General features: G+C 49.7%; 22 protein-coding genes, 1 tRNA gene and 1 pseudogene. 3 read left to right on the forward strand and 21 right to left on the reverse strand.

The window, feature by feature from the left end; genetic code table 11:
- Positions 1-59: 59 nt before the first annotated feature.
- The 4 genes from gap to P401_RS0110980 all read right to left on the reverse strand — a co-directional run bounded on the left by gap (position 60) and on the right by P401_RS0110980 (position 3658).
- The gene (gene gap / locus P401_RS0110965) at positions 60-1067 is read right to left on the reverse strand and encodes a type I glyceraldehyde-3-phosphate dehydrogenase (RefSeq protein WP_023469217.1); all 1008 of its coding nucleotides are present in this window, start codon (positions 1065-1067) and stop codon (positions 60-62) included.
- Positions 1068-1120: 53 nt separating this feature from the next.
- A complete protein-coding gene (locus P401_RS0110970; RefSeq protein WP_029342479.1) occupies positions 1121-2146 on the reverse strand; it encodes a sugar-binding transcriptional regulator in 1026 nt (341 codons plus the stop codon).
- A gap of 118 nt (positions 2147-2264) precedes the next feature.
- Positions 2265-2525, reverse strand: coding sequence for a glutaredoxin family protein (locus tag P401_RS0110975; RefSeq protein WP_029342480.1), 261 nt, complete (start codon positions 2523-2525; stop codon positions 2265-2267).
- The gene (locus tag P401_RS0110980; RefSeq protein ID WP_029342481.1) at positions 2516-3658 is read right to left on the reverse strand and encodes an RNA polymerase factor sigma-54; all 1143 of its coding nucleotides are present in this window, start codon (positions 3656-3658) and stop codon (positions 2516-2518) included. The genes P401_RS0110975 and P401_RS0110980 overlap by 10 nt, the downstream gene beginning before the upstream one ends.
- A gap of 154 nt (positions 3659-3812) precedes the next feature.
- Between P401_RS0110980 and P401_RS0110985 the strand changes: the two genes are divergently transcribed.
- A tRNA-Arg gene (locus P401_RS0110985) sits at positions 3813-3888 on the forward strand.
- A 182-nt stretch (positions 3889-4070) separates the two neighbouring features.
- Positions 4071-4655: pseudogene (gene clpP, locus P401_RS0110990) on the forward strand (ATP-dependent Clp endopeptidase proteolytic subunit ClpP); the annotation flags it as partial.
- 120 nt (positions 4656-4775) lie between these two features.
- Here clpP and P401_RS0110995 read toward each other — a convergent pair.
- From P401_RS0110995 to hprK, 11 genes are all read right to left on the reverse strand, one after another.
- The gene (locus P401_RS0110995; protein WP_023469221.1) at positions 4776-5012 is read right to left on the reverse strand and encodes a hypothetical protein; all 237 of its coding nucleotides are present in this window, start codon (positions 5010-5012) and stop codon (positions 4776-4778) included.
- A gap of 82 nt (positions 5013-5094) precedes the next feature.
- On the reverse strand, positions 5095-6051 hold the full coding sequence (whiA, locus tag P401_RS0111000) for a DNA-binding protein WhiA (protein ID WP_023469222.1): 957 nt from the start codon (positions 6049-6051) through the stop codon (positions 5095-5097).
- Positions 6048-7046, reverse strand: a complete 999-nt coding sequence (locus P401_RS0111005; RefSeq protein ID WP_029342482.1) for a gluconeogenesis factor YvcK family protein — start codon at positions 7044-7046, stop codon at positions 6048-6050. Before P401_RS0111005 ends, whiA begins: the two co-directional genes overlap by 4 nt.
- On the reverse strand, positions 7046-7915 hold the full coding sequence (gene rapZ, locus P401_RS0111010; RefSeq protein ID WP_029342483.1) for an RNase adapter RapZ: 870 nt from the start codon (positions 7913-7915) through the stop codon (positions 7046-7048). The genes P401_RS0111005 and rapZ overlap by 1 nt, the downstream gene beginning before the upstream one ends.
- A gap of 111 nt (positions 7916-8026) precedes the next feature.
- Positions 8027-8989 carry a thioredoxin-disulfide reductase gene (gene trxB / locus P401_RS0111015; RefSeq protein ID WP_023469225.1) on the reverse strand — a complete coding sequence of 321 codons (963 nt, stop codon included), beginning with the start codon at positions 8987-8989 and terminating at the stop codon, positions 8027-8029.
- A 61-nt stretch (positions 8990-9050) separates the two neighbouring features.
- Positions 9051-10535 (reverse strand): tetratricopeptide repeat protein, encoded by a 1485-nt coding sequence (locus P401_RS0111020; RefSeq protein WP_029342484.1) that lies wholly within the window; start codon positions 10533-10535, stop codon positions 9051-9053.
- Between the two features lie 96 nt (positions 10536-10631).
- Positions 10632-11012, reverse strand: a complete 381-nt coding sequence (gene kapB, locus P401_RS0111025) for a sporulation phosphorelay system protein KapB (RefSeq protein WP_023469227.1) — start codon at positions 11010-11012, stop codon at positions 10632-10634.
- Positions 11013-11042: 30 nt separating this feature from the next.
- Positions 11043-11525 carry an acyltransferase gene (locus P401_RS0111030; RefSeq protein ID WP_029342485.1) on the reverse strand — a complete coding sequence of 161 codons (483 nt, stop codon included), beginning with the start codon at positions 11523-11525 and terminating at the stop codon, positions 11043-11045.
- Positions 11509-12165, reverse strand: a complete 657-nt coding sequence (ppaX, locus tag P401_RS0111035) for a pyrophosphatase PpaX (RefSeq protein WP_029342486.1) — start codon at positions 12163-12165, stop codon at positions 11509-11511. Before ppaX ends, P401_RS0111030 begins: the two co-directional genes overlap by 17 nt.
- A 3-nt stretch (positions 12166-12168) precedes the next feature.
- Entirely contained in the window at positions 12169-13002 is an 834-nt protein-coding gene (gene lgt, locus P401_RS0111040) for a prolipoprotein diacylglyceryl transferase (RefSeq protein WP_029342487.1), read from the reverse strand.
- Positions 13002-13937, reverse strand: coding sequence for an HPr(Ser) kinase/phosphatase (gene hprK / locus P401_RS0111045; RefSeq protein ID WP_023469231.1), 936 nt, complete (start codon positions 13935-13937; stop codon positions 13002-13004). The genes lgt and hprK overlap by 1 nt, the downstream gene beginning before the upstream one ends.
- Positions 13938-14063: 126 nt before the next feature.
- Here hprK and P401_RS0111050 point away from each other — a divergent pair, with 126 nt between their 5' ends.
- Positions 14064-14447: a hypothetical protein gene (locus P401_RS0111050; RefSeq protein WP_023469232.1), complete on the forward strand. Its 384-nt coding sequence runs from the start codon at positions 14064-14066 to the stop codon at positions 14445-14447.
- Positions 14448-14711: 264 nt separating this feature from the next.
- Here the strand turns inward: P401_RS0111050 and P401_RS0111055 are convergent, their stop codons facing one another.
- The 6 genes from P401_RS0111055 to P401_RS0111080 form a co-directional block, all read right to left on the reverse strand.
- Positions 14712-15821, reverse strand: coding sequence for a DUF4097 family beta strand repeat-containing protein (locus P401_RS0111055; protein WP_029342488.1), 1110 nt, complete (start codon positions 15819-15821; stop codon positions 14712-14714).
- Positions 15822-15921: 100 nt separating this feature from the next.
- Positions 15922-18777 carry an excinuclease ABC subunit UvrA gene (gene uvrA, locus P401_RS0111060; RefSeq protein ID WP_029342489.1) on the reverse strand — a complete coding sequence of 952 codons (2856 nt, stop codon included), beginning with the start codon at positions 18775-18777 and terminating at the stop codon, positions 15922-15924.
- Between the two features lies 1 nt (position 18778).
- The gene (uvrB, locus tag P401_RS0111065) at positions 18779-20746 is read right to left on the reverse strand and encodes an excinuclease ABC subunit UvrB (RefSeq protein ID WP_029342490.1); all 1968 of its coding nucleotides are present in this window, start codon (positions 20744-20746) and stop codon (positions 18779-18781) included.
- Between the two features lie 206 nt (positions 20747-20952).
- Entirely contained in the window at positions 20953-22116 is a 1164-nt protein-coding gene (locus P401_RS0111070) for a PDZ domain-containing protein (protein ID WP_029342491.1), read from the reverse strand.
- Between the two features lie 22 nt (positions 22117-22138).
- Entirely contained in the window at positions 22139-23563 is a 1425-nt protein-coding gene (locus P401_RS0111075) for a S41 family peptidase (RefSeq protein WP_029342492.1), read from the reverse strand.
- Positions 23564-23657: 94 nt separating this feature from the next.
- A complete protein-coding gene (locus P401_RS0111080; protein WP_029342493.1) occupies positions 23658-25058 on the reverse strand; it encodes a murein hydrolase activator EnvC family protein in 1401 nt (466 codons plus the stop codon).
- Positions 25059-25069 lie beyond the last annotated feature (11 nt).

The following is a 25069-nucleotide window of genomic DNA, read 5'->3' on the forward strand; positions in this document are numbered from 1 at the left end:
ATAAGAGCGGAGACTGATATCGTTTCCGCTCTTATTCAATTGCTATTTAATTGCTCGAATTACTTAGCGATTTCTGCGAAGTGTTTGAGTGTACGAACGAGTTGGCTAGTGTAAGACATTTCGTTGTCATACCAAGCAACTGTTTTAACGAGTTGTTTGTCGCCGACTGTCATGACTTTCGTTTGTGTTGCATCGAAGAGTGATCCGTAAGAGATACCAACGATGTCAGAAGAAACGATTTCGTCTTCAGTGTAACCGTAAGACTCGTTAGCAGCTGCTTTCATTGCTGCGTTGACTTCTTCTACAGAAACTTTTTTGTCGAGTACAGTTACGAGCTCAGTGAGTGAACCTGTAGCGACTGGTACACGTTGTGCAGATCCGTCAAGTTTACCTTGAAGTTCTGGAAGAACGAGACCGATTGCTTTTGCAGCACCAGTTGAGTTTGGAACGATGTTTGCTGCTGCCGCACGTGCACGACGGAAGTCACCTTTAGGGTGTGGAGCGTCGAGTGTGTTTTGGTCACCAGTGTAAGCGTGGATCGTAGTCATGAGACCTTCAACGATTCCGAACTGATCTTGGAGAACTTTAGCCATTGGCGCGAGACAGTTAGTAGTACAAGAAGCACCAGAGATAACTGTTTCAGTTCCGTCAAGGATTTCGTGGTTCGTGTTGAAGACGACTGTTTTCATGTCGCCAGTTGCAGGTGCAGAGATAACGACTTTTTTAGCGCCAGCTTTCAAGTGAAGCTCAGCTTTTTCTTTGTCTGTGAAGAAACCAGTACATTCGAGAACGATGTCAACACCGAGCTCGCCCCATGGGAGTTCTTCTGGGTTGCGGTTAGCAAGTGTTTTGATTTCTTTACCGTTGACGAGGAAGTAACCGTCGTGTACTTCAACTTCGCCGTCGAAACGACCTTGAGTCGTATCATATTTGAGAAGGTGTGCAAGCATTTTAGTGTCTGTAAGGTCGTTGATCGCGACTACTTCGATTCCATCGAATTGAAGAATTTGACGAAGTGCCAAACGTCCGATACGTCCAAATCCGTTAATACCAACTTTTACTGCCATGATAATTTTCCTCCTTTTAATGTAAAGCGAGTTATCTATTATTCAAAAGGGGGTTACCCTTTCAAAATCGAAGCTGCTGCGCCTTCATCCGTGATCAGGATGATGTCTGGCGACTGTTTGACATAGGCATTGATCGCTTCTGCCTTCGAATGACCACCTGCGACGACGATGACGTGTTCGACTTGCTTCAAGTCAGCCAGTTGGAGACCAACTGTCTTGACCCGGTGCACGATGTTCCCGTCTCGGTCGAAGTAATATCCGAATGCTTCCGCTACTGCCTGGTCATGTTCCAGTCGGGTCAGGAGATCCTCAGACGCACGACGACGTTTTGCCATCGTTTTCGCCTCACCAATTCCATGTACCACGATTGAAGCACCTTTAATCATTTGAAGCACATTTTTTATGCTCGGCTCTTCGATCATCTTGACGAAAGTCTCTGTGCTGACCATGTCTGGGATGTGAAGCAGATGATAATCACTTTGAGCGCGTGATGCCATCCGTGAGCATACTGTGTTCGCTTGTAGTTCGAGCGTTTCTCCCAGTCCTCCGCGTGCCGGAACGAACGTCATTGGACGGTGTTCCTTGTCTGGCGACATCATCGCCGCGACCGAAGCCATCGTCGTACCGCCTGTGACAGCGATCGTATTGTGATGGTTTGAAGAAAGCTCTCGCTTGAGTCGTGCGACGGTCGCCCGTCCCATGTCTCGTTGTACCCAGAAGGTCTCATCGGAATCACCCGGTACGATGACGACGTCCCGTACCCCGAGTCTCTCTTTCAAGGCTTTCGCCATGTCTGAGATCCCTGCGAGTTCTCCCATGATGCTGTGCATGCTGCGAAGAACGTTTCGTCCTTCATCCGTTAAGGACATCCCTTGCGTTGCGACCTCTAGGAGGTCTTGCTGCTTCAAGAAGTCGACTTCCCGCCGTAAGACGCGTTCCGTCAAGCCAAGGCTTGTCGCAAGTGTACGTCGTCCGATCGGTTGCATCAGTCGCACATAATGAAGGATGTCGTAGCGTGTCTGCATTTCTTCGATCAGATCAGGCACGATTCGTTTTTGGATCTGGACTAACTGCCGAATCATGTATTTCCCTCTCCTCTCAAGTAGCTGGACGCTTTTTGTCCCGCATGTCATAACGTGTCCCACTTGGTACACCGTTATCATAACAGTCCATTTCTCGCCTTGCAAGTCTCGTTTCTCAAGTTTTTTGAAGTAAGCGTTTTCTTACTGTTTCTGTCTCGAATTTGCCATAACTCCAGATTTCCTCGTCATGCATGACAACGGGAATCTCGTATAAGAACCGTAGACTGAGCGCTTCATCCTGATCAATGTTGACTTCCTCGAACGTCCATTCCGGAAACTCATCGAGTACGAAGTCGAGTAAGATGGCGGCCTCTTCACATAGCGTACATCCCGGACGTGAATAGAGTGTTAAGTGTCTGTGTCGTTTTAATCCCATTCTGATTGCGCCTTCCTTTGCTGCATCGTTTTTTTCGTTAAACCAAGCGCTGTCCGATATTTCGCGACCGTCCGTCGCGCGACTGTCAGACCATCTGCTTGCAAGCGATCTGTCAATTGCTGATCACTTAACGGACGATTGCTATGTTGAATGTATTCGGCGATCCGCCGTTTAATCAAAAAACTCGAATCTCCGGTTGTCGTCCGTGAGACGAACAAGTCTTCTAGGGCAACGAGACCATGGACCGTCTCGACATACTTCGACGCAATCGCTCGACCAATCGTTGACGGATGATGCCCCGTTGCCTCAGCGACTTGTTTTTTCGTCAATGGCTCAAGATACAGTTCTCCCTTGAACCAGCGTTCTTGTCGCTCAAGCAAGACCAAGAGGATGGCATGCATCGTGACACGGCGTCGTTCGTACGCGCGCAAAAAAGGCGTTGCCTCTTTTAATTCGAGCCACGTCTGATCCGTGTCGAGTGTCATCCAGTTGATTTGAAGTTCTCCATCTAACAGGTGAATCCGCGCTTCTGCTGTCACCGGTCGTTCTTCTTTTGGAAGATCCGGTGTCCGGCTCAACCGCGTCAATTGTTTTCGCAACCGCGCTCGATCCTGTTCACTGAACTGCGCGAACACCTGACTTGCGGATTCATGTCGCAACCGATTCGTCAGTCCGATCAATTCCGCGTCGTCTAGCTCGATCGCCTGTAACCATTGGCACTCGCGTTCCGAACGGGCAGCGATGCCGACTGGTTCACATTGTTGTAAGAGTGTCCGTGCCTCTGTAATCGTAGCGACATCGGTCGAGAAGGATGCAGCAAGCTGCTCGTCCGATGTCCGCATTAAACCGTCCGCTTCTAAATACACGATGAGTTGTTCCGCCATATATCCTATTTCCTGTCTGACTGATTCTAAACGTATTTGTGCAAGAAGCTCGTCTTCATAGGACGCTAAATTACCCGCCATCTGCTCGAATTCTAGCGAAACCTGATTCGGGTAATGGCGATGCAACCGTCGTTTCAACCGTCGCCATTCCTCCTCGAGCTCTGACGCTGGTTGTTCAAGCACATGTAACTGATACTGTTGTGACGCCGATAACGTCATCTGTTGCGTCTGTTCCTGGCGTTGATCCATCGATTCCCCTCCCCCCACTTCTTATTATAGAAGAAACGTTTTAAAAAACGTGCTCTGAACCCCTTTTGAGTCGCTAGAGAAAAGAAAAGTCATGCTTCCCTATTGCTTTTCTGAAAAAATGTCGCTATACTATTAATTGTTCAGTACATCAGATGCACCCGTAGCTCAGGGGATAGAGCACTGGTTTCCGGTACCAGGTGTCGGGAGTTCGAATCTCTCCGGGTGTACCATTTATTCAACTACAAGGCAATGCCAGCAATGGCGTTGCCTTTTTTCTATACTGATATGTTTCATTTGCCCTTGTAATGGAAAAATACCTAAAAGTCGCATCGTATCTTTTGACCAATATTGACCAAAGGATTATGATAAGGATAAGTCGAATAGGAAGCTACATACCAACTATAAGGAGGCAAAGACTATGTTAATTCCAACAGTCATCGAACAAACAAACCGCGGGGAACGTGCTTACGATATCTACTCACGTTTGCTAAAAGACCGCATCATTCTTCTCGGGAGCGCGATTGACGACAACGTCGCCAACTCAGTCGTTGCCCAACTTCTGTTCTTAGCAGCAGAAGATCCAGATAAAGAAATCTCGCTTTACATCAACAGCCCAGGTGGTTCAATCACTGCCGGTATGGCGATTTACGATACAATGAACTTCATCAAACCACAAGTTTCAACAATTTGTATCGGTATGGCAGCATCGATGGGTGCGTTCTTGCTCCAAGCGGGCGCAAAAGGAAAACGTTTCGCGTTACCAAACGCTGAAATCATGATCCACCAACCGCTCGGTGGTACACAAGGTCAAGCATCGGATATCAAAATCCATGCGGAGCGTATCATCAAAATGCGTGAGCACCTCAATAAAATCATGGCTGAAAACACAGGACAACCACTTGAAGTCATCGAACGCGATACAGAGCGTGACAACTTCATGTCAGCACAAGCTGCTGCTGACTACGGTCTCATCGACCGCGTCATGGAACGTGCATAAGTCATCCAGAGTGTCTCCTTCGGGAGGCACTTTTTTTGTATCCATAGGAAAGCGAAGCCTTGTCGGTTATCGTTGCATACAAAAAAACCTCCCGTTCCTTATAGAACGAGAGGTCGATGATCAGTCGATCAAGTCTGTGATGTCTGAAACGATATCGTGGTTTTCACGAATCAGCGAGTAGATCGCGTTCGCATGTGGCGAAAGCTCTTCCTCTGCTTGTAATTGTTTCAGGAATAAAGATGTTGCGAACGCAACGAGTGTGCTTTTCGGTACACCGATTGATTTTGCTTTTTTTGTTAACACTTCATCAAACTTCGCATCGACTGTCAGCGAAATACGTTTCTTTTCGTTAGCCATTTCAAAAACTCCTTAATTCGAACATTTAGTTGCATCGACTATATATTATAGTAGACTATGGTTCATCCCGCAAGCGACCCTCTTATAAGGCCCCTGTCATCGACTCTCCATTTCGTACTTTTTCAGCGATTTGATCAATCTTCCGCAACCGGTGATTGATCCCTGATTTTGAGATGGAGCCGCTTTCGACCATCTCTCCGAGTTCTTGTAACGTCACGTCTTGATGTGTCACACGCAAGATCGCGATCTCCTTCAGCTTATCCGGTAAGACATCGAGCCCGACCGTCCGCTCAAGGAACTTGATGTTCTCGACTTGGCGTAATGCCGCACCGACCGTTTTGTTGAGGTTTGCCGTCTCACAGTTGACGAGACGGTTGACCGAGTTACGCATATCTTTTAAGATCCGGACGTCCTCGAACCGTAGCATCGATTGTGTCGCATCAACGAGCTTGAGGAAATCGGAAATCTTTTCGCTCTCCTTGATGTAGAGGATGTGTCCCTTTTTCCGTTCGATCGCCTTCGCGTTCAAATCAAAGACGTTTGATAAACCACGGAGCGCCGCATTGTGCTCCTCATATAAGCTGAAAATCTCCAAGTGATACGACGACGTCGCCGGATTGTTGAGCGAGCCCCCGGCGAGAAACGCTCCTCGTAAATACGCGCGCGCTTTGCGTTCGTCGTTGAGGATCGTGTCACTGATGGAACGAATCATCGTGAACCCTTCCCCTAAAATCCCGAGGTCTTGTAAAATCTTGTCCGCTTGTTGTTTGACGCGGACGATATAGACATTATTCTTTTTCAGACGCATTTTCTTCCGCACGAGCAGATCGAGATGGACCCCGTATGCTTTTTTCAGCAATGAGTAGATCCGACGAGCAATCGAGGCATTCTCGGTCGAGATATCGAGTGTCAGACCACGTCCGAGACCGAACGAGATTGCACCGTTCATCCGGGCGAGCGCCGCGAGTTCCGCCTTCATCTCGTGATCGGTGATCGGAATCTGCGTTAATTCTTTTTTGACTTCTGAGGCAAAGCTCATGTCAGCTCCTCCTTTCCTTCGAGTTGACGCATCCGTCGAATCGACAACACCTTTCGCATGACGAGGCTTGCGACGGCATCTGAGTCATGACGGATGAAATGATGATTGTAGTCGACGATATCGTCTGCCAGCACTTCAACGCCAGCAAGCTCGAATTGTTTTTCATTATAGGTGACGATGTCAGCGTGATCCTTCTGGTATTTCTTCAGGTAACTCGCATCGATCGATTCGTTGTTGACGATGATCGTATCAACGACGCCTTGTCCGAGGAAGCGTTCGAGTGCCGCTAAATGCTCATTGGCTGTGAACGCCGTCGTCTCGCCGGGTTGCGTCATGACGTTACAGATATAGACGACCGGAGCTAACGATTGTTGGATTGCTTCCCGGATCTCATCGATCAGGACATTTGGGATGATACTCGTATAGAGACTACCCGGACCAAGGACGATGACATCGGCATCAAGAATTGCCTGAATCGCTTCCGGAACCGGTCGGACATCTTGTTCTTCGAGGAAGATCCGTTCGATCTTCTTGCCAACCTTCGGGATCAACGACTCGCCTTTGACGATCGTTCCGTCCTCGAACTCGGCACATAACGTGATCGTCCGTTCCGTCGCCGGATAGACCTTTCCTTCTGCGTTCAACAGTTGTCCCATGACGCCAATCGCTTCGACGAACGAACCGTTACAAAGCTGAGTCGCTGCTGTCAGCATCAGGTTTCCGAGCGAATGCCCGTGTAATCCTTCCCCGGTCTCGAACCGGTATTGCATGATTCGGTCCATCAACGTCTCCGACTTCGATAAGGAGACGATGACGTTTCGGATATCGCCTGGCGGTAACATGTTGAATTCCGTCCGCAGACGACCAGAACTGCCCCCGTCATCGGCGACCGTGACGATGGCTGTGATGTCGAGCGGGTAATGTTTCAGTCCACGAAGAAGCGTCGAGAGTCCTGTCCCGCCACCGATGGCGACGACTTTACGTTCCCATTTCATCACTTCTCCTCCTTCGCATACACATAATCCCGGTGATTGGTCTCGATGTGATACTGCGTCGCGAATTCTTTACTGATCGCTTCCGCGAATGTGATCGAGCGATGTTTCCCGCCTGTACAACCGAGAGCGATGACGAGTTGTGACTTCCCTTCCCGCTCGTATTGTGGAATCAGGAACTCGAGCAAATCGACGAGTTTTTTATAGAACAGCTTCGCTTCCGGCCACTGCATGACGTAGGACGCGACTTCCTCGTCGAGTCCCGTCTTTGGACGCAGCTCTGGAATGTAGAACGGATTCGGTAAGAAGCGCAGGTCAAAGACGAGATCGGCATCAAGCGGTAAGCCGTGTTTGAACCCGAACGACATGACGTTGACTGTGAACGGAATCCGTGTCCCTTCCGTGAACTCCTTCAAGAGACGTTCTTTCAGTGCAAGCGGCTTGATGTCACTCGTATCAATCAGCATCTGTGCCTTATCACGGAATCCTTCGAGCAACGTCCGCTCACGTTCGATTCCAATCAATGGGGAATCCGTCGGTGCGAGCGGATGCGAACGGCGCGATTCTTTGTAACGACGTACGAGGACATCGTTTCGTGCATCAAGATACAACATCCGGATTTGTAAGTCCGTTTTCTTTAAATCCTCATAGACGACAAAAAAGCTGTCGATGAAATCACGCGCGCGGGTATCGATGGCAACGGCGATTTTAGGACGCACTTGTCCAATGACTTCGATGAGATGCGGCAGTAACGTCGGGGGTAGATTGTCGACACAAAAATAGCCTAAGTCCTCAAAGCTGTTCATTGCGACAGTCTTCCCAGCCCCACTCATACCCGTGATGATGACAAGTTGCGGTTGATTCTGTTCCATCTTTTCGCCCTCCAGACAACAGTTCCGTGTGTATTTTTCACTTCTTTCTCAGTATATCATAAAAAAAGAGCCAGCTTCACTGAAGTCTCCTTCAATGAAACTGGTTCGATATTATGCGTGTGAGGATTCTTGTAATTCTTCAAGCAACGCTTCAATGAAATGCTGTGCATTTTGCGCTGCGATCGAACCATCATTTGTTGCTGTAACAACTTGGCGCAATGTTTTCTCACGAACATCACCGGCAGCAAAGATACCTTTGATGTTCGTTTCCATCGCTTCGTTCGTCACGACGTAGCCTTGGTCGTTTAAGATCCCGAGATCTTGGACGTAACCAGTGATTGGGTTCATCCCGATGTAGATGAAGACTCCATCGATCGGATGCGTCGTCACGTCAGCTGTTTTTGTGTTGATCAACTCGATACCGCCGACTTTCCCGTCTTGTTCGTTGATCTGTTTGACCGTATGGTTCCAGATGAAGTCGATTTTCGGGTTGTCGAACGCACGTTTTTGAAGAATTTTTTGAGCACGGAGCTCATCACGACGGTGTACGATCGTGACTTTTTTCGCGAAGCGTGTCAAGTAGACACCTTCTTCAACCGCAGAGTCGCCTCCACCGATGACGAAGAGTTCTTTTTCTTTGAAGAACGCGCCATCACAGACGGCACAGTATGAGACACCGCGACCGCCGAGCTCTTCTTCACCCGGTACGCCGATCTTCTTATATTGTGCACCGGACGCGATGATGATCGCCCGTGCGTAGTAATCTTTGTTGTGTGCATGAATCGTTTTGTATGCTTTACCGTCTTCGATGCTTCGAACGTCTCCGTACGCATATTCTGCGCCGAATGCTTTCGAGTGGTCGAACATTTTTTGCGAGAGATCTGGTCCGAGGATGCTATCGTATCCTGGGTAGTTCTCGATATCTTCTGTGTTCGCCATTTGACCGCCCGGAATCCCGCGTTCGATCATCAATGTCGAAAGGTTCGCACGTGATGCATAAAGTGCAGCTGTCATCCCAGCAGGACCTGCCCCGATGATGATGACGTCATAAATTTTTTGTTCTGTTTCCGCCATGATTCCACCCCATTTATCATAATCGTTGTAGTTTGAGTATAGGTGAGAATCGCCTAAACGTCTAACACTTTGCTTGCAGCGGTGCCAGCATCCGTTCATGTGTCCGGATCATTGATGCGACATGATCGAACGAACAATCGACGAGCGATGCACATTCTTCGATCAACATCCCGTCCCGTAAATCATGGAACAGATAAAGCAGCGATGCAGCGGATGCTTCGATCGAATCGAATGACTCACCGCTTAAGACGAGTTGTGCAAAGCGCTCGTAAAAATCACCTTCAAGACTCATTCGTTCTTCGTCTGAAACGAATCGTTCCGCAAGACGGATCGTCTGCAATGCCCGGTGAATGCGTTCATCCACGACATCAGTCCGACCTTCCATCTCAATGACAATCTGTTCTGTCAATAAGAGAACGTCTTCCCGGTCCGTCACTTCTGGCATCATCGATAACGCCAGTCGTGCCTCGGAATCGTTCAGTTTGCCAAGGAGCAGTGCCGTGAAGATGCGCGAGACATCATCTTCTGTCTTCAACGCTTGGATGAGTGCTGAACGGAATTGCAGGTTGTGGCGGATGTCATACGTATCCGTTTCTTCCTTTAACGCTTGTGCTTCGTCCGACTTCAAGAAAGCCGCCGCTTCTTCGACATGTCCCGTCTTATAGGCAGAGATCGATAACCAGTGACCGAAGAGTGGATCTCCTCGGTAACCGCGACGCTCGAGTAATTTCAACTCTTCATAGGCGATATCGTACCGTCCGATGATCGCTAAAGTTGAGGCAACCTTATAACGTGTCTCAAGATGCACGGAACGGACGTGTTCGAGCTGACGAGAGAGACGATGTGCCTCTTCGTCCTGTCCCATCTCGTGTAGCAAGACGAGCGTGTTACAGAGGGCATGCAAATTGCCCGGGTTTCCTTCAAGGACCCGTTCGAGGGAAGCGAATGCTTGATCATTCTCTCCTAAATAGAACTCGACGATCGCGAGGTTGTTGTAGGCAGGCCAGAACGTCGGGTACTGGGCAATCAGTCCAGTCAACGTCTCCTGTGCCGCGAACAGCATTCCTTTATCGATCTGGCGTTGTGCCTGACCGTGCAGACGAATCAATTCATCCTCTTCGTCGTCTTCCATCTCTTGTTCAAGATCAATCAGTTCCACGAGTGCGGCCGATGCCTCCGCGTGTTTGCCGTTTGGTGCTTGCTCTAAATATTCCATCGCATGTTGTCGCGCTTCTTCGTAAAGCGAGACGTGTGCGTAGTTATTCGCTAAATAAAAGAGTGCTTCCGTATTTGATGCGTCGAGTGCGCGTACTTGTTTCAAGACATCATTCGCATGATTGATTTCTCCAGTCTCGAATAAGACACGGGCATAACGGAGCAAATAACGGATGTCCGCTGGCTGAAGTGTCGTCGCCTCATCTAGATGATAGACGGCTTCGTCCAGTCGCCCTTCCCGGTGCGCCTTCCGTCCGCGGAAATAAAAAAGTTCCGCTTGGCGCGCTGTTATCGCAAAGGGGTCTGCTTTGTATTTGGTTAATTCCATCATGATTCAAGCCCCCATAAATAGTAAACTGGTTTCGTAGTTGCAGACACAAGAATACCCTATCTCTAGGAGGCATGCAACAGAAAAAAACGCCGGAGTTCATCCCCAGCGTTTTGCATAAATCGATTCCAGTTCTTTGTAATTCTCTAAGCATTTTCGTACAAAAGCATCCGTCTCTGGATTCAGTCCTTCAAGACGTGCCACGTCCTTGTCATATGCTTGCCGTAAGCTCGTCGCATAATCCGGAATCTCTCCGTCATATGCATAAACGACTGCGGGCGAAACCGTGATCTTTTCGTGCTTATGCAAGGCGGTCCGGATATGGAAGAGCGGGACATCGACTTGGTTCGGCTGATGAAGATCCCCTTGAACAGGATGCTTCTCGACAGCCAACACCTCAACGACGAGACCTTGTGGACGTTCGGCGAATAATCTTCCGAAATACTTTCCTGTCTTATACGTAAAGCGGATGTGCGTCATCTTTTTTCCTTCTTCCTTCTCACAGTTTTGTCACATTTCATGCCGGCGAAGCGGCTGACTCGAGACCCGTTCGTTCGGTGCAATGTCCCGGTGAACGACAGATCCGGCACCAACGACGGCACCATCTCCGATCGTTACGCCGGGTAGAATCGTCACGTTCGCACCAATCAAGACGTTGCTTCCGATGACGACGTCACCTAAACGGTACTCCGTCGTCAAATATTCATGACAGAGAATCGTCGTATTGAAGCCGATGATCGTATTGTCACCAATCGTGATCCTCTCTGGGAACATCGTGTCCGGCATCACCATCAAGGCAAGCGCCGTCTTCTCGCCGATCTTCATCCGGAGGCATGTCCGGTAGAGCGCGTTCTTGAAACGAAGCGACGGAGCGAACCGACCGATCGTGATGATCGTAAAGCACCACATCACTTTAAAGAACGACACGGTCTGGTACATGTGCCAGAGCGGATTCGTCGTACCGACCTGAAACCGATCAGTTCGCCGTGCCATTTTGTTCCTCCAGCCAAGTAGCAAGATGATCCATCGAATCAATGATGACATCCGGTTCGAGGGCTTCTAAATACGCACGACCTTTGATTGCCCAACCGACCGCGACCGTCTTCAGTCCCGCGTTCTTACCACCGAGAATGTCCGTATCGTTGTCACCGACCATGATCGTTTCGTCTGCCGTTGCTCCAAGCAACTGCATCGCTTTTTCGAATGGCTCAACGGCTGGTTTTTCTTCCGTTACGTCGTCGGCTGCAATGACAGCATCAAAGAGTGATGTCAATCCGAACAACTCGATACCGCGAAGAGCGACACGACGACTTTTCGACGTCACGACCGCCATCTTGTATCCTGCTTCATGCAGACGACGTAATCCGTCAAGCACACCTGGATACTCGAGCACGAGCGCGTCATGCATCGCGATGTTGTAGCTGCGGTAAAAAGCGACCATCTCTTTCCACTGTTCTGCATTCATCGCCGAGAACGATTTTTCTAGCGTCGGACCGATGAACGGAAGCAGTTCCGCTTCCGTGAACGTCCGGTCCGGATAATAGTAACTGAGCGTATGCTCGAAGCTTTTTAAGATCAATGGATTCGTGTCGATCAACGTTCCATCTAAATCAAACAGTAGCGTGCGAATCATCGATTACTTCGCCTCCTTTTTCGAACCGTCCAAGTAACGAACGGCGTTGCGGCGAACGACCATCATGATCACACCGAAGATGATCAAACAGATTGAGACGATTTGCGCCGTCCGGAGTCCATCTCCCATCAACAGACTGTCCGTCCGGAGACCTTCGATATAGTAGCGTCCGATTGAATACCACACGAGATAACCAAGGAAGATATACCCACGACGTGGATTGAACTTCATCCGCCAGACGATCAACAGAATGACACCGATGATGTTCCAGATGCTTTCATAGAGGAACGTCGGTAAATAGTATGTTCCATCAATGTACATCTGGTTAACGATCCAGTTCGGCAAGTGGAGCGTATCTTGTAAGTACGACCATGTCGTTTCGCCACCGTGTGCTTCTTGGTTGAAGAAGTTGCCCCAGCGTCCGACCGCTTGACCGAACAAGAGCGATGGTGCCAAGATATCGGCGATTTGCCAGAACGAGATCTTTTTCTTACGCGTATAGATGATGACCGTCAAAATCGCACCGATGATCGCACCGTGGATCGCGATCCCACCTTGGCGGATGTTGATGATTTGGTCAAGATGTTGACTATAGTAGTTCCACTCAAACGCGACGTAGTAAATCCGGGCACAGATGATACTGATCGGAATCGACCAGATGACGACATCAACCGCATACTCTTCGTTGAAGCCGATTCGCTTCGATTCGAAAATTGCAATCAACAGTCCAACGACCGCACCGAGTGCGATGACGATCCCGTACCAGTAAATCGGTACAGGACCGAGTTCGATCGCCACACGGTCAAACGTTGGTTGTACAGAGGCTAAAGTTCCCATCAAAGACCACCATTCCCATCTTCAATTGCTTGCGCGAGACGTCCCGCGAATTCTTCTGCTGTGTTGATGCCCATGTTCTTCAGACGATAGTTCATTGCTGCGACTTCGATGATGACAGCAAGGTTTCGTCCGGGACGAACCGGAATTGTCAGGAACGGAATTTCCGTATCGATGATTTGGAGTGTCTCTTGGTCCAGGCCGACGCGGTCATAGACTTTCGATTGATCCCAAATCTCGAGGTTACAGACGAGGCTGATCTTCTTGTGCGAGCGAACCGCGCCTGCACCGAACAACGTCATCACATCGATGATCCCGATTCCACGAATCTCAAGCAGATGCTGAATCAACTTCGGTGCTGTCCCAACGAGAATCCCGTCACCAGTTTGACGAATCTCAACTGAGTCGTCCGCCACTAGGCGGTGACCTCGTTTAACGAGTTCGAGTGCCGTTTCCGATTTACCGACACCACTTGCCCCTTTGATGAAGACACCGACACCATAGATATCGACGAGGACACCATGCATCGCTGTCGTTGGTGCGAGTTCCGCTTCGAGGAAGTTCGTGATCTGTGACTCGACCGATGTCGTATGCCCTTTTGTCGTCAACAGTGGCACGTTCGTCTCGTCTGCAGCTTGGATGATCGCTTCCGGTACGTCAAATCCACGTGTGATCAAGATACCAGGTGTTTCATCCGTACAGAGGACATTCGCTCGTTCGCGTTGTTCCTCGTACGTTAAATTATTGAAGAACGTCAATTCTGTTTTTCCGAGAATCTGGAGACGTTCTGCCGGGTAATAGGCATAATAACCGGCAAGCACAAGGCCAGGTCGGCACAAATCAGCCGTCAGAATCGGACGATGTAAGCCCTCTTCTCCCGTGACGATGTGGAGATTGAATTGTTTTACGATTTCAGCTGTTCGCACTTTTGGTTGCACGCTTCGTCAGCCCCTTTCACTTGAAGTATTGTACCATATTTTTATTGGATTCATGGAATTGGATTAGAAGCATGATTTCTTGGGAATGGAATAAAGAGTTAATATTTTGAAGGAGGTTTTGCCGTGATGTCAGGCGGTGGTATCGGATTAATTTTAGTCATTATCTTATTTGCGGTTCTAGCGATTGCTGGTTTCGTCTATCTCATCATCTCACTGATTGATATGTGGAAAGCGTATTCGCGTAATCAAGATCAAACTGCCCTCTTATTCTTCATCATCTCGATTATCGGGATCTTCATCAGTGGTTCATTCATTTCCTACGTCCTCGCGATCATCTTCTATTGGAATCGCGCACGTGGAAAGAGTTGGCTCGGAATCGGTCTGATTCTCGTTTCGATCGTTCTTGCAATCATCGGTGTCATTGCCTTACTCTCGTTCGGTTACGATATGAATAATATCGAGAACATGAACTTCGACGAGCCGATGATGGATCAGGACTACGATTATTGATGTAAGCTACACCCATCTTCTTATGAGGATGGGTGTTTGTTTATCTAAAGGAAAACATAGCGATATATCCTTTTCTTCTACTTGCTTTCCTCAGGCGAGACACGAGCCGCGGCTGCATCGTTCGAACGAACGAGTAGCCGGGTCTCGTTTGTCTCTGACAGCGCGGATCACCGCGCTTTTTCCTGCAGGAGTCGCGTAAAAAGCAGGATACAAAAAAAGCAGCTACCTGATTCGATTAAGAATCAAGTAGCTGTTATCTATTTCTTATAACGCTTGTGGACTGAGGTGAACACCATGCGTGACCGAAATCGTACCTGTCTTCGTATCCGCTTCAACCTCGATTTTTGGTGAGCGACCGCGACCTGATACGAAATGGAGCTTCCGGTTGACAATCTCTTTTTGATCCCGGATTAATTCCATGTCATCGAGGTTGCAGTTGAGACCACCAAAGTTTGTCTCAAGCTCCCCGTAGACTTCAGCGCCGTGCGGCAACATCAGGGCGATGCTTCCAGCAAGCGACGACGCTTTGACCTTCGCATTTTGCGCTGTCTTCAGCTCGCAGCGGACGTTTCCGTTCGCTGTTTTCAGTTCTGAACGTTCGAAGACACCTGCCGTGATGATTTGTCCATTAGCTGTCTTCGCCTTCAAGACCTTCAACTCCGACTCTTCGATTTCAATCGAACCGTTCGCAGTCGATACTTTGACATCCTCACTGAACAAATCACGGACGTTGACCCGACCGTTCGCTGTCATCAGTTGAGCAGATGTCGTATCGAGTGACGTCAACGAAATTTCCCCATTCAGTGTCTGTAAGACGAATGATTCGTAATGACGGCGCGGAACTTTCAGATGGACTGTCGCCCGGACACTCTTATCCTTCAAACGGATCGAGAGTGTGTTCGCCGAGACTGCGTGTTGAACAGCGGCCTGAAGTTGCTCAAGCGCCTGTTCTTCCGTCACTTGTTGGCGGCGGAGCGGACGTCCTGTCACCGTCAATTCGCATTCTTCGAGATCACTCGGTTCGACGACCAAGTTTGCATTGAACAGATCGACGTGAACCGTCTCTCCGCTGAATGGGAATTGTTTGACGTAGGTGACGTTCGGACCGGACGCCTGATTAAGCGAAAGATCACTGTCCTTGATCCGGCTGACGAGATTATCGAACGCTGACATGACTTTCGTCGTCAGTGAATCGACGGAATACTGGTCGACCCGATCATATTGTTCTGGTTCATCGACGTACTTATGTTCACTGGCAGAAGTTGCACGTTCGTCGATCGCTTCGAGCCGCTCGAGTTTATCGAGTGCCTCATCAATCGTTAACTTTCCTTCTTTGACTTGCTCCAATATCAATTGACGCATATCTTGCTTCATGAACCGTTCCCTCCTATTCTTGAACCTCAAACGTGTGTTACATGATACTTTCGTTTAAGTTCCCTTAGTTCCTTCCTACGAATCCTCATCCACAAAAGTTTCACGATTCAATTCGTGCCGCATCGCGTTCAAGGACAGGTGCGAGGTATCGTCCCGTGTAGGATGCTTCGACTTCAGCAATCTGTTCCGGTGTACCGGCAGCAACAATCGTTCCGCCACCGTCGCCACCCTCTGGTCCTAAATCAATCAAGTAGTCGGCCGTCTTGATGACATCCAAGTTGTGTTCGATGACGAGCACTGTATCACCATTGTCGACGAGACGTTGCAAGACTTTCAAGAGACGCGCAATGTCGTGGACGTGGAGTCCTGTCGTCGGCTCATCGAGGATGTAGATCGTCTTCCCAGTCGAGCGTTTATGCAACTCGGACGCCAGTTTAACACGTTGCGCTTCCCCGCCGGACAGTTCCGTCGCGGGTTGACCGAGACGCATGTATGTCAGACCGACGTCAGCGATCGTCTGCAATTTACGCGTGATCTTCGGAATGTTCTCGAAGAAGGCGAGGGCATCTTCAACCGTCATCTCAAGCACGTCGGCAATCGTCTTGCCTTTATATTTCACTTCGAGTGTTTCGCGGTTATAACGTTTCCCATGACAGACTTCACACGGTACATAGACGTCCGGTAAGAAGTGCATCTCAATCTTGATGATCCCGTCGCCACGACAAGCTTCACAGCGTCCACCCTTGATGTTGAAACTGAAGCGTCCTTTTTTATAACCACGCAGTTTCGCTTCGTTCGTCGAAGCAAAGACGTCACGGATGTCATCGAAGACACCGGTATACGTTGCTGGGTTCGAACGTGGTGTCCGACCGATCGGCGACTGGTCGATGTCGATGACCTTATCGATTTGATCCAGACCGGTAATCCCTTTATGGGCACCCGGTTTTTCTTTCGCCCGGTTCATCTCGTGCGCAATCGTCTTATAGAGAATTTCATTGATCAACGTCGATTTCCCGGAGCCCGAGACACCGGTGACGGCGACGAACAGACCCAGCGGAATATCGACATCGACGTTCTTCAGGTTGTTTTCCGATGCTTTGTGGATATGGAGCATCCGACCGTCCGGCTCTTTGCGTGTTGATGGAACAGGAATGAACTTCTTCCCGGACAAGTATTGACCAGTCAACGAGTTCGCATCCTGCATCAACTCTTCCGGTTTCCCGGCTGCCGTGACGAATCCACCGTGATCGCCGGCACCAGGTCCGATATCGATCAAGTAGTCGGCTGCCATCATCGTGTCTTCATCGTGTTCGACGACGATCAACGTGTTGCCGAGATCACGCATCGCCTTCAGCGTATTGATCAGACGATCATTATCACGTTGGTGTAAACCGATCGATGGTTCATCGAGAACGTAGAGGACGCCCGTCAGACGCGAACCAATTTGTGTCGCAAGACGAATCCGTTGCGCTTCCCCACCGGACAACGTACCGGCTGCGCGTGAGATCGTCAGGTAATCGAGACCGACGTTCTCGAGGAACGACGCCCGTTCGTGAATCTCACGGACGATCATCCGCGAAATCGTCTGATCCTTCTCACTCAACTTCTCCGGTAGTTCGTCGAAGAACATGACCGCTTGTTTAACAGACATCTTCGTCACTTCACCGATATGATGATCGGATACTTTGACGGCAAGTGATTCCCGTTTCAAGCGGTGTCCTTGACACGTCGGACAAGCTTTCTTCGCCATGTAGCCTTCCATCTGTTCCCGGATATAATCAGACGACGTCTCCTTGAAGCGACGTTGTAAGTTATTGAGGACCCCTTCGAAGTAGAGGTTCGTATTTCGGACCATCCCGAAGTCGTTCTCATAACGGAAGTGAATCTCTTCCTTCGTGTTTCCGTTCAAGATCGTTTCACGGTGTTCTTCTGACAATTGTTCGAACGGTGTATCCATATCGATCTTGAAGTGGTCGCAGACCGCTTTGAGTAATTGTGGATAATACTGCGAGCTCGTCGGTTCCCACGCCACGATTGCCCCTTCGTTCAACGACTTATCGGGATGCGGCACGACGAGATCAACATCGACCTCAAGCTTCGTTCCGAGACCATCACATGACGTACAAGCACCAAACGGTGAGTTGAACGAGAACATCCGTGGTTCGAGTTCGCCGATTGAGAAGCCACAAATTGGACAAGCATGATGTTCACTGAACAACAGTTCGTTGCCGTCCATCGTATCGACGATGACCCGACCATCCGCGAGGCGAAGGGCAGTCTCAAGTGAGTCCGCAAGACGGGCTTCGACGTCTGGTCGCACGACGACACGGTCGACGACGACTTCGATCGAGTGTTTCTTGTTTTTCTCAAGCGTGATCTCTTCGGCGAGATCCATCGTCTCTCCGTTGACACGGACGCGGACGAAACCTTCTTTCTTCAAATCGTCGAGTACCTTGACGTGCGTTCCTTTTCGTCCGGAAACGATTGGCGCGAGGATTTGCAGACGGGTCCGCTCCGGTAACTCCATCACTTGGTCGACCATCTGACTGATCGTCTGGCTCGAAATCTCGATTCCGTGATTTGGACAAATCGGTTTACCAATTCGTGCATACAACAGACGCAAATAATCATAGATCTCTGTGACCGTTCCAACCGTCGACCGTGGGTTTTTACTCGTCGTTTTCTGGTCGATTGAAATTGCTGGACTCAGTCCTTCAATCGTATCGACATCCGGTTTATCCATCTGTCCGAGGAACTGACGGGCATAGGCAGATAAACTTTCGACATAACGCCGTTGTCCTTCAGCGTAAATCGTGTCGAAGGCAAGCGACGATTTCCCTGACCCGGACAAACCCGTCAAGACGACGAGCTGATCGCGGGGGATTTCGACATCGATGTTTTGTAGATTATTGACGCGAGCGCCTTTGATGATAATCTGATTCTTCTTTTCTCCCAACTTAGGCACCTGCTTTCAATTCTAATATGAGGTCGCGGAGCTCAGCAGCTCGTTCGAACTGCATGTCCTTCGCCGCTTGACGCATCTCTTGGTCGAGCTGCTCAAGCAACGTTTCGCGCTCCGGTTTTTTGAGTTTGTTGAACTTCTCGAGTTTTTCGACGGTGTCGTCGCTCTCGATCGTCGTACTGATGACACCACGAACATCTTTTTTGATCGTCTGCGGCGTGATGCCATGTTCTTCATTGAACGCCATCTGGATCGCGCGACGGCGTTCCGTCTCATCGATCGCGCGTTGCATCGAATCGGTAACTTTATCGGCAAACAAGATGACGTGTCCTTCCGAGTTCCGAGCCGCCCGACCAATCGTTTGAATCAGCGAACGATCCGACCGCAAGAACCCTTCCTTATCGGCATCAAGAATCGTCACGAGTGAGACTTCCGGAATATCGAGTCCTTCTCGTAATAAGTTGATCCCGACGAGGACATCGTATTTCCCGAGTCGTAAGTCACGGATGATTTCAATTCTTTCCAGCGTCTTGATCTCCGAGTGCATGTAGTTGACCTTGACACCATTCTCTTTCAAGTAATCGGTCAAGTCTTCTGCCATCTTCTTCGTCAGTGTCGTCACGAGAACACGTTCGTTCTTCGCGACCCGGTCACGGATGTTATCCATCAAGTAATCGATTTGTCCCGTGATTGGATGAATCTCGATCGTCGGATCGACGAGGCCGGTCGGACGAATGATTTGCTCGACCATCTCTTTTGAATGTTCGAGTTCATATGGTCCTGGTGTCGCTGAGATATAGATTGCCTGACTGACTTTTTCCTCGAACTCCTCGAACCGTAACGGACGGTTGTCTTTTGCCGATGGAAGACGGAAGCCGTGATCGACGAGGACTTGTTTCCGCGCCTGGTCTCCGTTGTACATCCCGCGAATTTGCGGCAATGTGACGTGTGACTCATCGGCGACGAGCAAGAAGTCTTTCGGGAAGTAATCAAGCAACGTATACGGTGTTGCACCTTCCGGCATCAAGTTCAAGTGACGCGAGTAGTTCTCGATTCCGGAACAATAGCCCATCTCACGCATCATCTCGAGATCGTAGTTCGTTCGTTGCTCAAGGCGTTGCGCTTCAAGTAGCTGATTGTCTTCGCGTAATTTCGCGAGTTGGACTTCCAGTTCCTTCTCGATGTTCGCGATCGCTTTCTGAAGACGGGTATCTCCCGTCACGAAGTGGGACGCCGGGAAGATTGAGATATGCTCGCGGTCTGCGACGATCTCACCTGTCAGCGGATCCATGTCACGAATCCGTTCAATCTCATCACCGAAGAACTCGACCCGGACACACTGTTCGTCGCGTGACGCCGGGAAGATTTCGACGACGTCTCCTCGGACACGGAACCGTCCTCGTTGGAAATCGATGTCGTTACGCTCATACTGAATGTCGATCAGACGACGGAGCATCTCGTTACGCCCCATCTCATTGCCGACACGTAGTGACAAGACGTGATTGTTGTACTCTTCCGGGTTACCGAGACCATAGATACACGAGACAGACGCAACGATCAAGACGTCCTCCCGTTCGAACAGGGCGGACGTCGCCGAGTGACGTAGTTTATCAATCTCATCGTTGATCGAAGAGTCCTTCTCAATGAACGTATCCGTCGATGGGACATACGCTTCCGGCTGATAATAATCATAAAAACTAACGAAGTATTCGACCGCATTGTTCGGGAAGAATTCCTTGAACTCCGAGTAGAGTTGTCCCGCTAGTGTTTTGTTGTGGGCAAGGACGAGCGTCGGTTTCTTGATTTCCTTAATGACGTTCGAGACCGTGAACGTCTTCCCGGTACCAGTCGCCCCAAGCAACGTCTGATGTCGTTCGCCTTGTTTTAGCCCAGTCACCAATTTTTCGATTGCCGTCGGCTGATCACCGCCTGGCTCAAATGGTGAAACGAGTTCAAATTCCATCGTTTGCTTCCCCCTCATCACGTAAAAAATCTATTTTTATTGTACCACTTTACGAACAAACATTCGATTATGAAGTGTTCCTTTTAGGAAGTTACCCTTTTTTTCGAAAATGCAAAAGTTTCTTTTTTGCTTCGAGTGTTGACCCTCGATTTTTCTGCCGACAAAAAAATCCCCGTCACGGCTGTTCCGTGACAGGGATTTACTCGTTAATGCAAGGACCGCACTTTAGTGCGACCATGGACTGGCTCATTGACGAACAGGATGCCGAGCTCATGATGATCTTGTTCATAGAAGGCACGTTGCGCAAACCGGATGTCTCCGTTATGGTTCATGACTTCAAGACGCAGATACGGTTTGTGTTTTTGGATGGCTTCGTAGAACGATGTTTCCGAATCGACCTTTTCACCATTGACCTTATAGATCGCTTCGCCCGGAATCAAGCCCATCTCGGCAGCTGGTTTATCAGGTAGCGTTCCGAGAATGACGGCACCACGCGTTCCATTGAGGAACAATGGTGTCTGTGCCCGGTTCAATCGTTTGACCCGCTGATGCAACACAATGTGCAGGACGAGCAACAAAACGATCCCGTACAGCCATTCAGCTTGTCCGGTGACGTATGCAAGAACCGTCAATAGAATTGCAACGAGGCTCGTAATTAAACGTCCTTGAACGAGTGGACGCATCAATTCTTTCGGTAACTTACCCGTAAAGAGGAAGCTGAAGCCGATCGGTAACCAGAGAACGATCGGAACGAGCTCTGGGAAGCTGTAACGTGGCCACCAGGCTTCAAGCACGTCGCCCGGAACAAAGACGAGCAAAGGCAATAGCCAAAGTTTATTCGCTGACAGCCCACCGATGAAGCGACCACGCTTCGAAACGACGAGTGACGGTGACAGGCGTCGTTGCCCGCGCCACCAGACGAGGAGACATTCCGCAACGAGCGTTAACGTCGCAAGCAATAAAATCATTTTCGGCTCAACCGCTCGGACCGGATCAAGACGTGCATCCATCAAGAACCAGCCGGCAAGTCCAAGCAAGACGATCGGCCAAAGCGGTACGTTCAAACGTACGATGCCGATCAACAGCAGGACACTTGAGAATCCGAGTAACAGCAAAGCGTATTGCGGCGTCAGCGTCAATCCGAGCCAGCCACTGACGACGGATAAGACGAGACCAACGAGTAACCCTGGTAAAAGTGTTTCGAGGACATCGCTTCGTTTTCCGTGTGTCCGGGAGCGAAATAGTCCACGTTCCCGTTTGACACGCCGGATGCCGATGACCCAACTGACAAGGAGTGCTAACCACAAGGTCGGACTGGCGATGAGACTAATCGCGGTCCAACCAATTTCATCGAGTAATTCCACGCGCATTCAGACCTCTTTCCATTCCTTATTATTGAGCAGCGACCTCGAGTGCTTTTTTCCGCTGGACGTCATTTTTGTCGTCCTCGAGTTTCTTCGGGAGACGTGTCTCCATCTCACCCGCTGTCTGCTGATCGATTTTTCCAGTGACGTCGAGCTTCGCATCTTTTTGTAAGGCTTCGACAGCTTGCTTCATCGTGTCACCGAAATACCCATCCTGTCCTTTTGGCTCGTAACCGATTGCTTCGAGAACTAAGTGAGCGTTTTCGACCGATTTTCCATAATCACCGACTGCAAGTGACTTCTGATCAGTCAGGATCTTCGTGACGTTGAAGTACGCTGGTTGCTTGACTTCAATCGTCGGTTCGACCCCTTTTTTGTGGATCCAGTTGCCGTCCGGCGTCAGCCATTTGTTCGTCGTCAACTTCAAATCACTACCGTCCTTCAGATCGTACGCACTTTGGACGATTCCTTTACCGAACGATTTTGTACCGACAACCTCAGCCCCAGCACCTTCCTTTAGACCGGCTGCCAGAATCTCGGACGCGGACGCGGATCCGCCGTCTTCAAGCACGACGATGTTATAAGGTTTCTTCTCGTCTGCCTTCCCGAATTCCTGCTGCCGCTCCCCTTTATTGTTCTCAACTTGATAAATCGGAACATCTTTCGGAATGAACGGTGCAATCATGCTTGAGACAGCCGTCAAAAGACCGCCCGGATTCCCACGAACGTCGATGACGAGCCCATCGATATTCTGACTCTCGAGTTTCGCGAGCCCCTTCTCGAACTCTTCTGCCGTCGGTTCTGAGAACTGCGTCACTTGCAAGACACCAATCTTCTTCCCGTTGACGTCCTCAGTCGACGTATAGACCGTCTCGATCGGAATCGTGTCCCGTTTGATCGTGATGTCCATCGCGTCTTGACCGCTGCGTTGAATCGTCAGGACGACGTTCGTTCCTTTTTCACCACGGATTTTCTTGACCGCCTGATCCGTCTTTTGCCCTTTCGTCGACTTGCCGTCGATTTCTAAGATGACGTCACCAGGTTTAATCCCGGCTTTTTCAGCGGGCGACCCTTTGATTGGTGAGACGATGACGATCGACTCGCCCTTTTGTTCAAGCGTCGCACCGATCCCTTCGAACGAAGACGATAGATTCGTATTGAACGATGCTGTCTCCGACTCATCCATATAGACGGAATACGGATCGTCAAGCACTTCCGCCATACCGGATAACGCACCATCCAGCAGTTCTTTATCTGTTACGTCCTCTAGATAGTTCTGTTCGATCATTTGACGGACCTGATCAACTTTTTTCCAATCACCCGTCGCATTCGCCGACGACGATGACGTCGAGACAGAATCCGTTCCGCCAGCCGCTAACATTCCGACGGCGCCTGCCCCTAAACCAAGCCCGAAGGTACTGACCGCGATGACTGCTGTTGTAGATTTTTTCACGCTTGATTCCCCACTTCCGTTAAAAAACGCAGTATTTTTTTCAGTATAGCAAAAAAAGATAGGTTACCCTATCTTTTCGGTATTCTATGGGATGTCAAAAGATGTACGGTGCCGGGTCCACTGCATTCGGTTGTCCGACCGCCCACTCTCCCTTATGCAATTCGAAATGCAGATGCGGTCCTGTCGACCAGCCGGTTGAGCCAAGCGTCCCGACCGTTTGACCTGGCATGACCGTTTGCCCCGCAGACACGCTGATCGAGTCGAGATGCGCATAAACGGTCGTATAGACCTGTCTGTCGATCAAATGCGTCACCATGACGACATTTCCGTAACCGGTCGCACTACCGGCACGGAGGACGATCCCACCAGCTGCCGCATGAATCGGAGTTCCTTTCGCATTGACGAGATCGATGCCCGTATGCAACTCCGGTTTCCCTGTCAATGGATTGTTCCGCGGACCAAATGGTGACGACACATAGCCTTTGACTGGTAAGTGGAACGGGCGACTCACATCAACATCAACACTCGTATCCGGTGTTGCACTTGGCGCCTCGATCTCAGGTACCGACGTCTCTGTTTTTGGTGTCTCTGCTTTCGGTGCCTCTCCTTGTTCCTCTTTCGCTGCTGCCTCTCGTGCAGCTTCAGCAGCTTTTGCGGCTTCCGCTTGACGTTTGGCTTCTGCTGCCCGTGCGGCTTCTTCCGCTTTGCGTTTCGCTTCTTCTTTTGCTTTCCGTTCCGCTTCTTGCAGGGCAATCAATTCATTTTGGATCAGACGACGCTGATCCGCGAGGATTTCCGCCTCTTCAGCTTTCGAGAACTGCTCTTGTTGTAGTTCCTTGACCTTCGTGTTCAACTGGACGACGAGCTTTCGCTTCAAGTCAGACTCCGCGATGATCCGCGTCTGAAGAACGAGTAACTTCCGTTGTTCCTGTTTCATGCTCTCCAGTAATAACGCTTGTTCCGAGCGCTGTTCATTCAGTTGCTTGACGTTCGCCTTATAGGCTTGCAAGACATTATCATCTTGCTTGATGATCTCGCTGACCGTACTGAAACGCGAAATCAAATCCCCGAAATCCTTTGCGTCGAGCAGGACCTCGATGTATTTGACGTCTCCTTTTTGCTGGACGGCACGCAATCGGCTTCCGAGCAAATCTTCTTGCTGATGCAGTTCCTTCAACGTCTCGGAAATCGCTTCTTCCGTCAGACGTAATTGTTCCTTAGATGCAGCAACAGCCGCTTGTTGATCGGCTATTTTAAGCGCTAAATCATCCAAACGGCTGTTGACTTCATCCAGTTGCGCACGGGCTTCCTTGCGCTCCTGTTTCGTCAAGATTAACTTCTCTGATGTCTGATTCTGTGATCGTTCCGTCTCTTTCAGACGGCTTTCGACCTCCTGTTGTTCCTTCAGCAAATCTTCTTTCGACGTGGCATCAACGGACACACTAGTTCCAATCAAAGCTAAGCTCAGGACGGCAGAATAGAATCGGACTTTCATGAGAAGCATCT

This window comes from Exiguobacterium acetylicum DSM 20416 (genome assembly GCF_000702605.1).
Taxonomy (GTDB): Bacteria; Bacillota; Bacilli; order Exiguobacteriales; family Exiguobacteriaceae; genus Exiguobacterium_A; species Exiguobacterium_A acetylicum.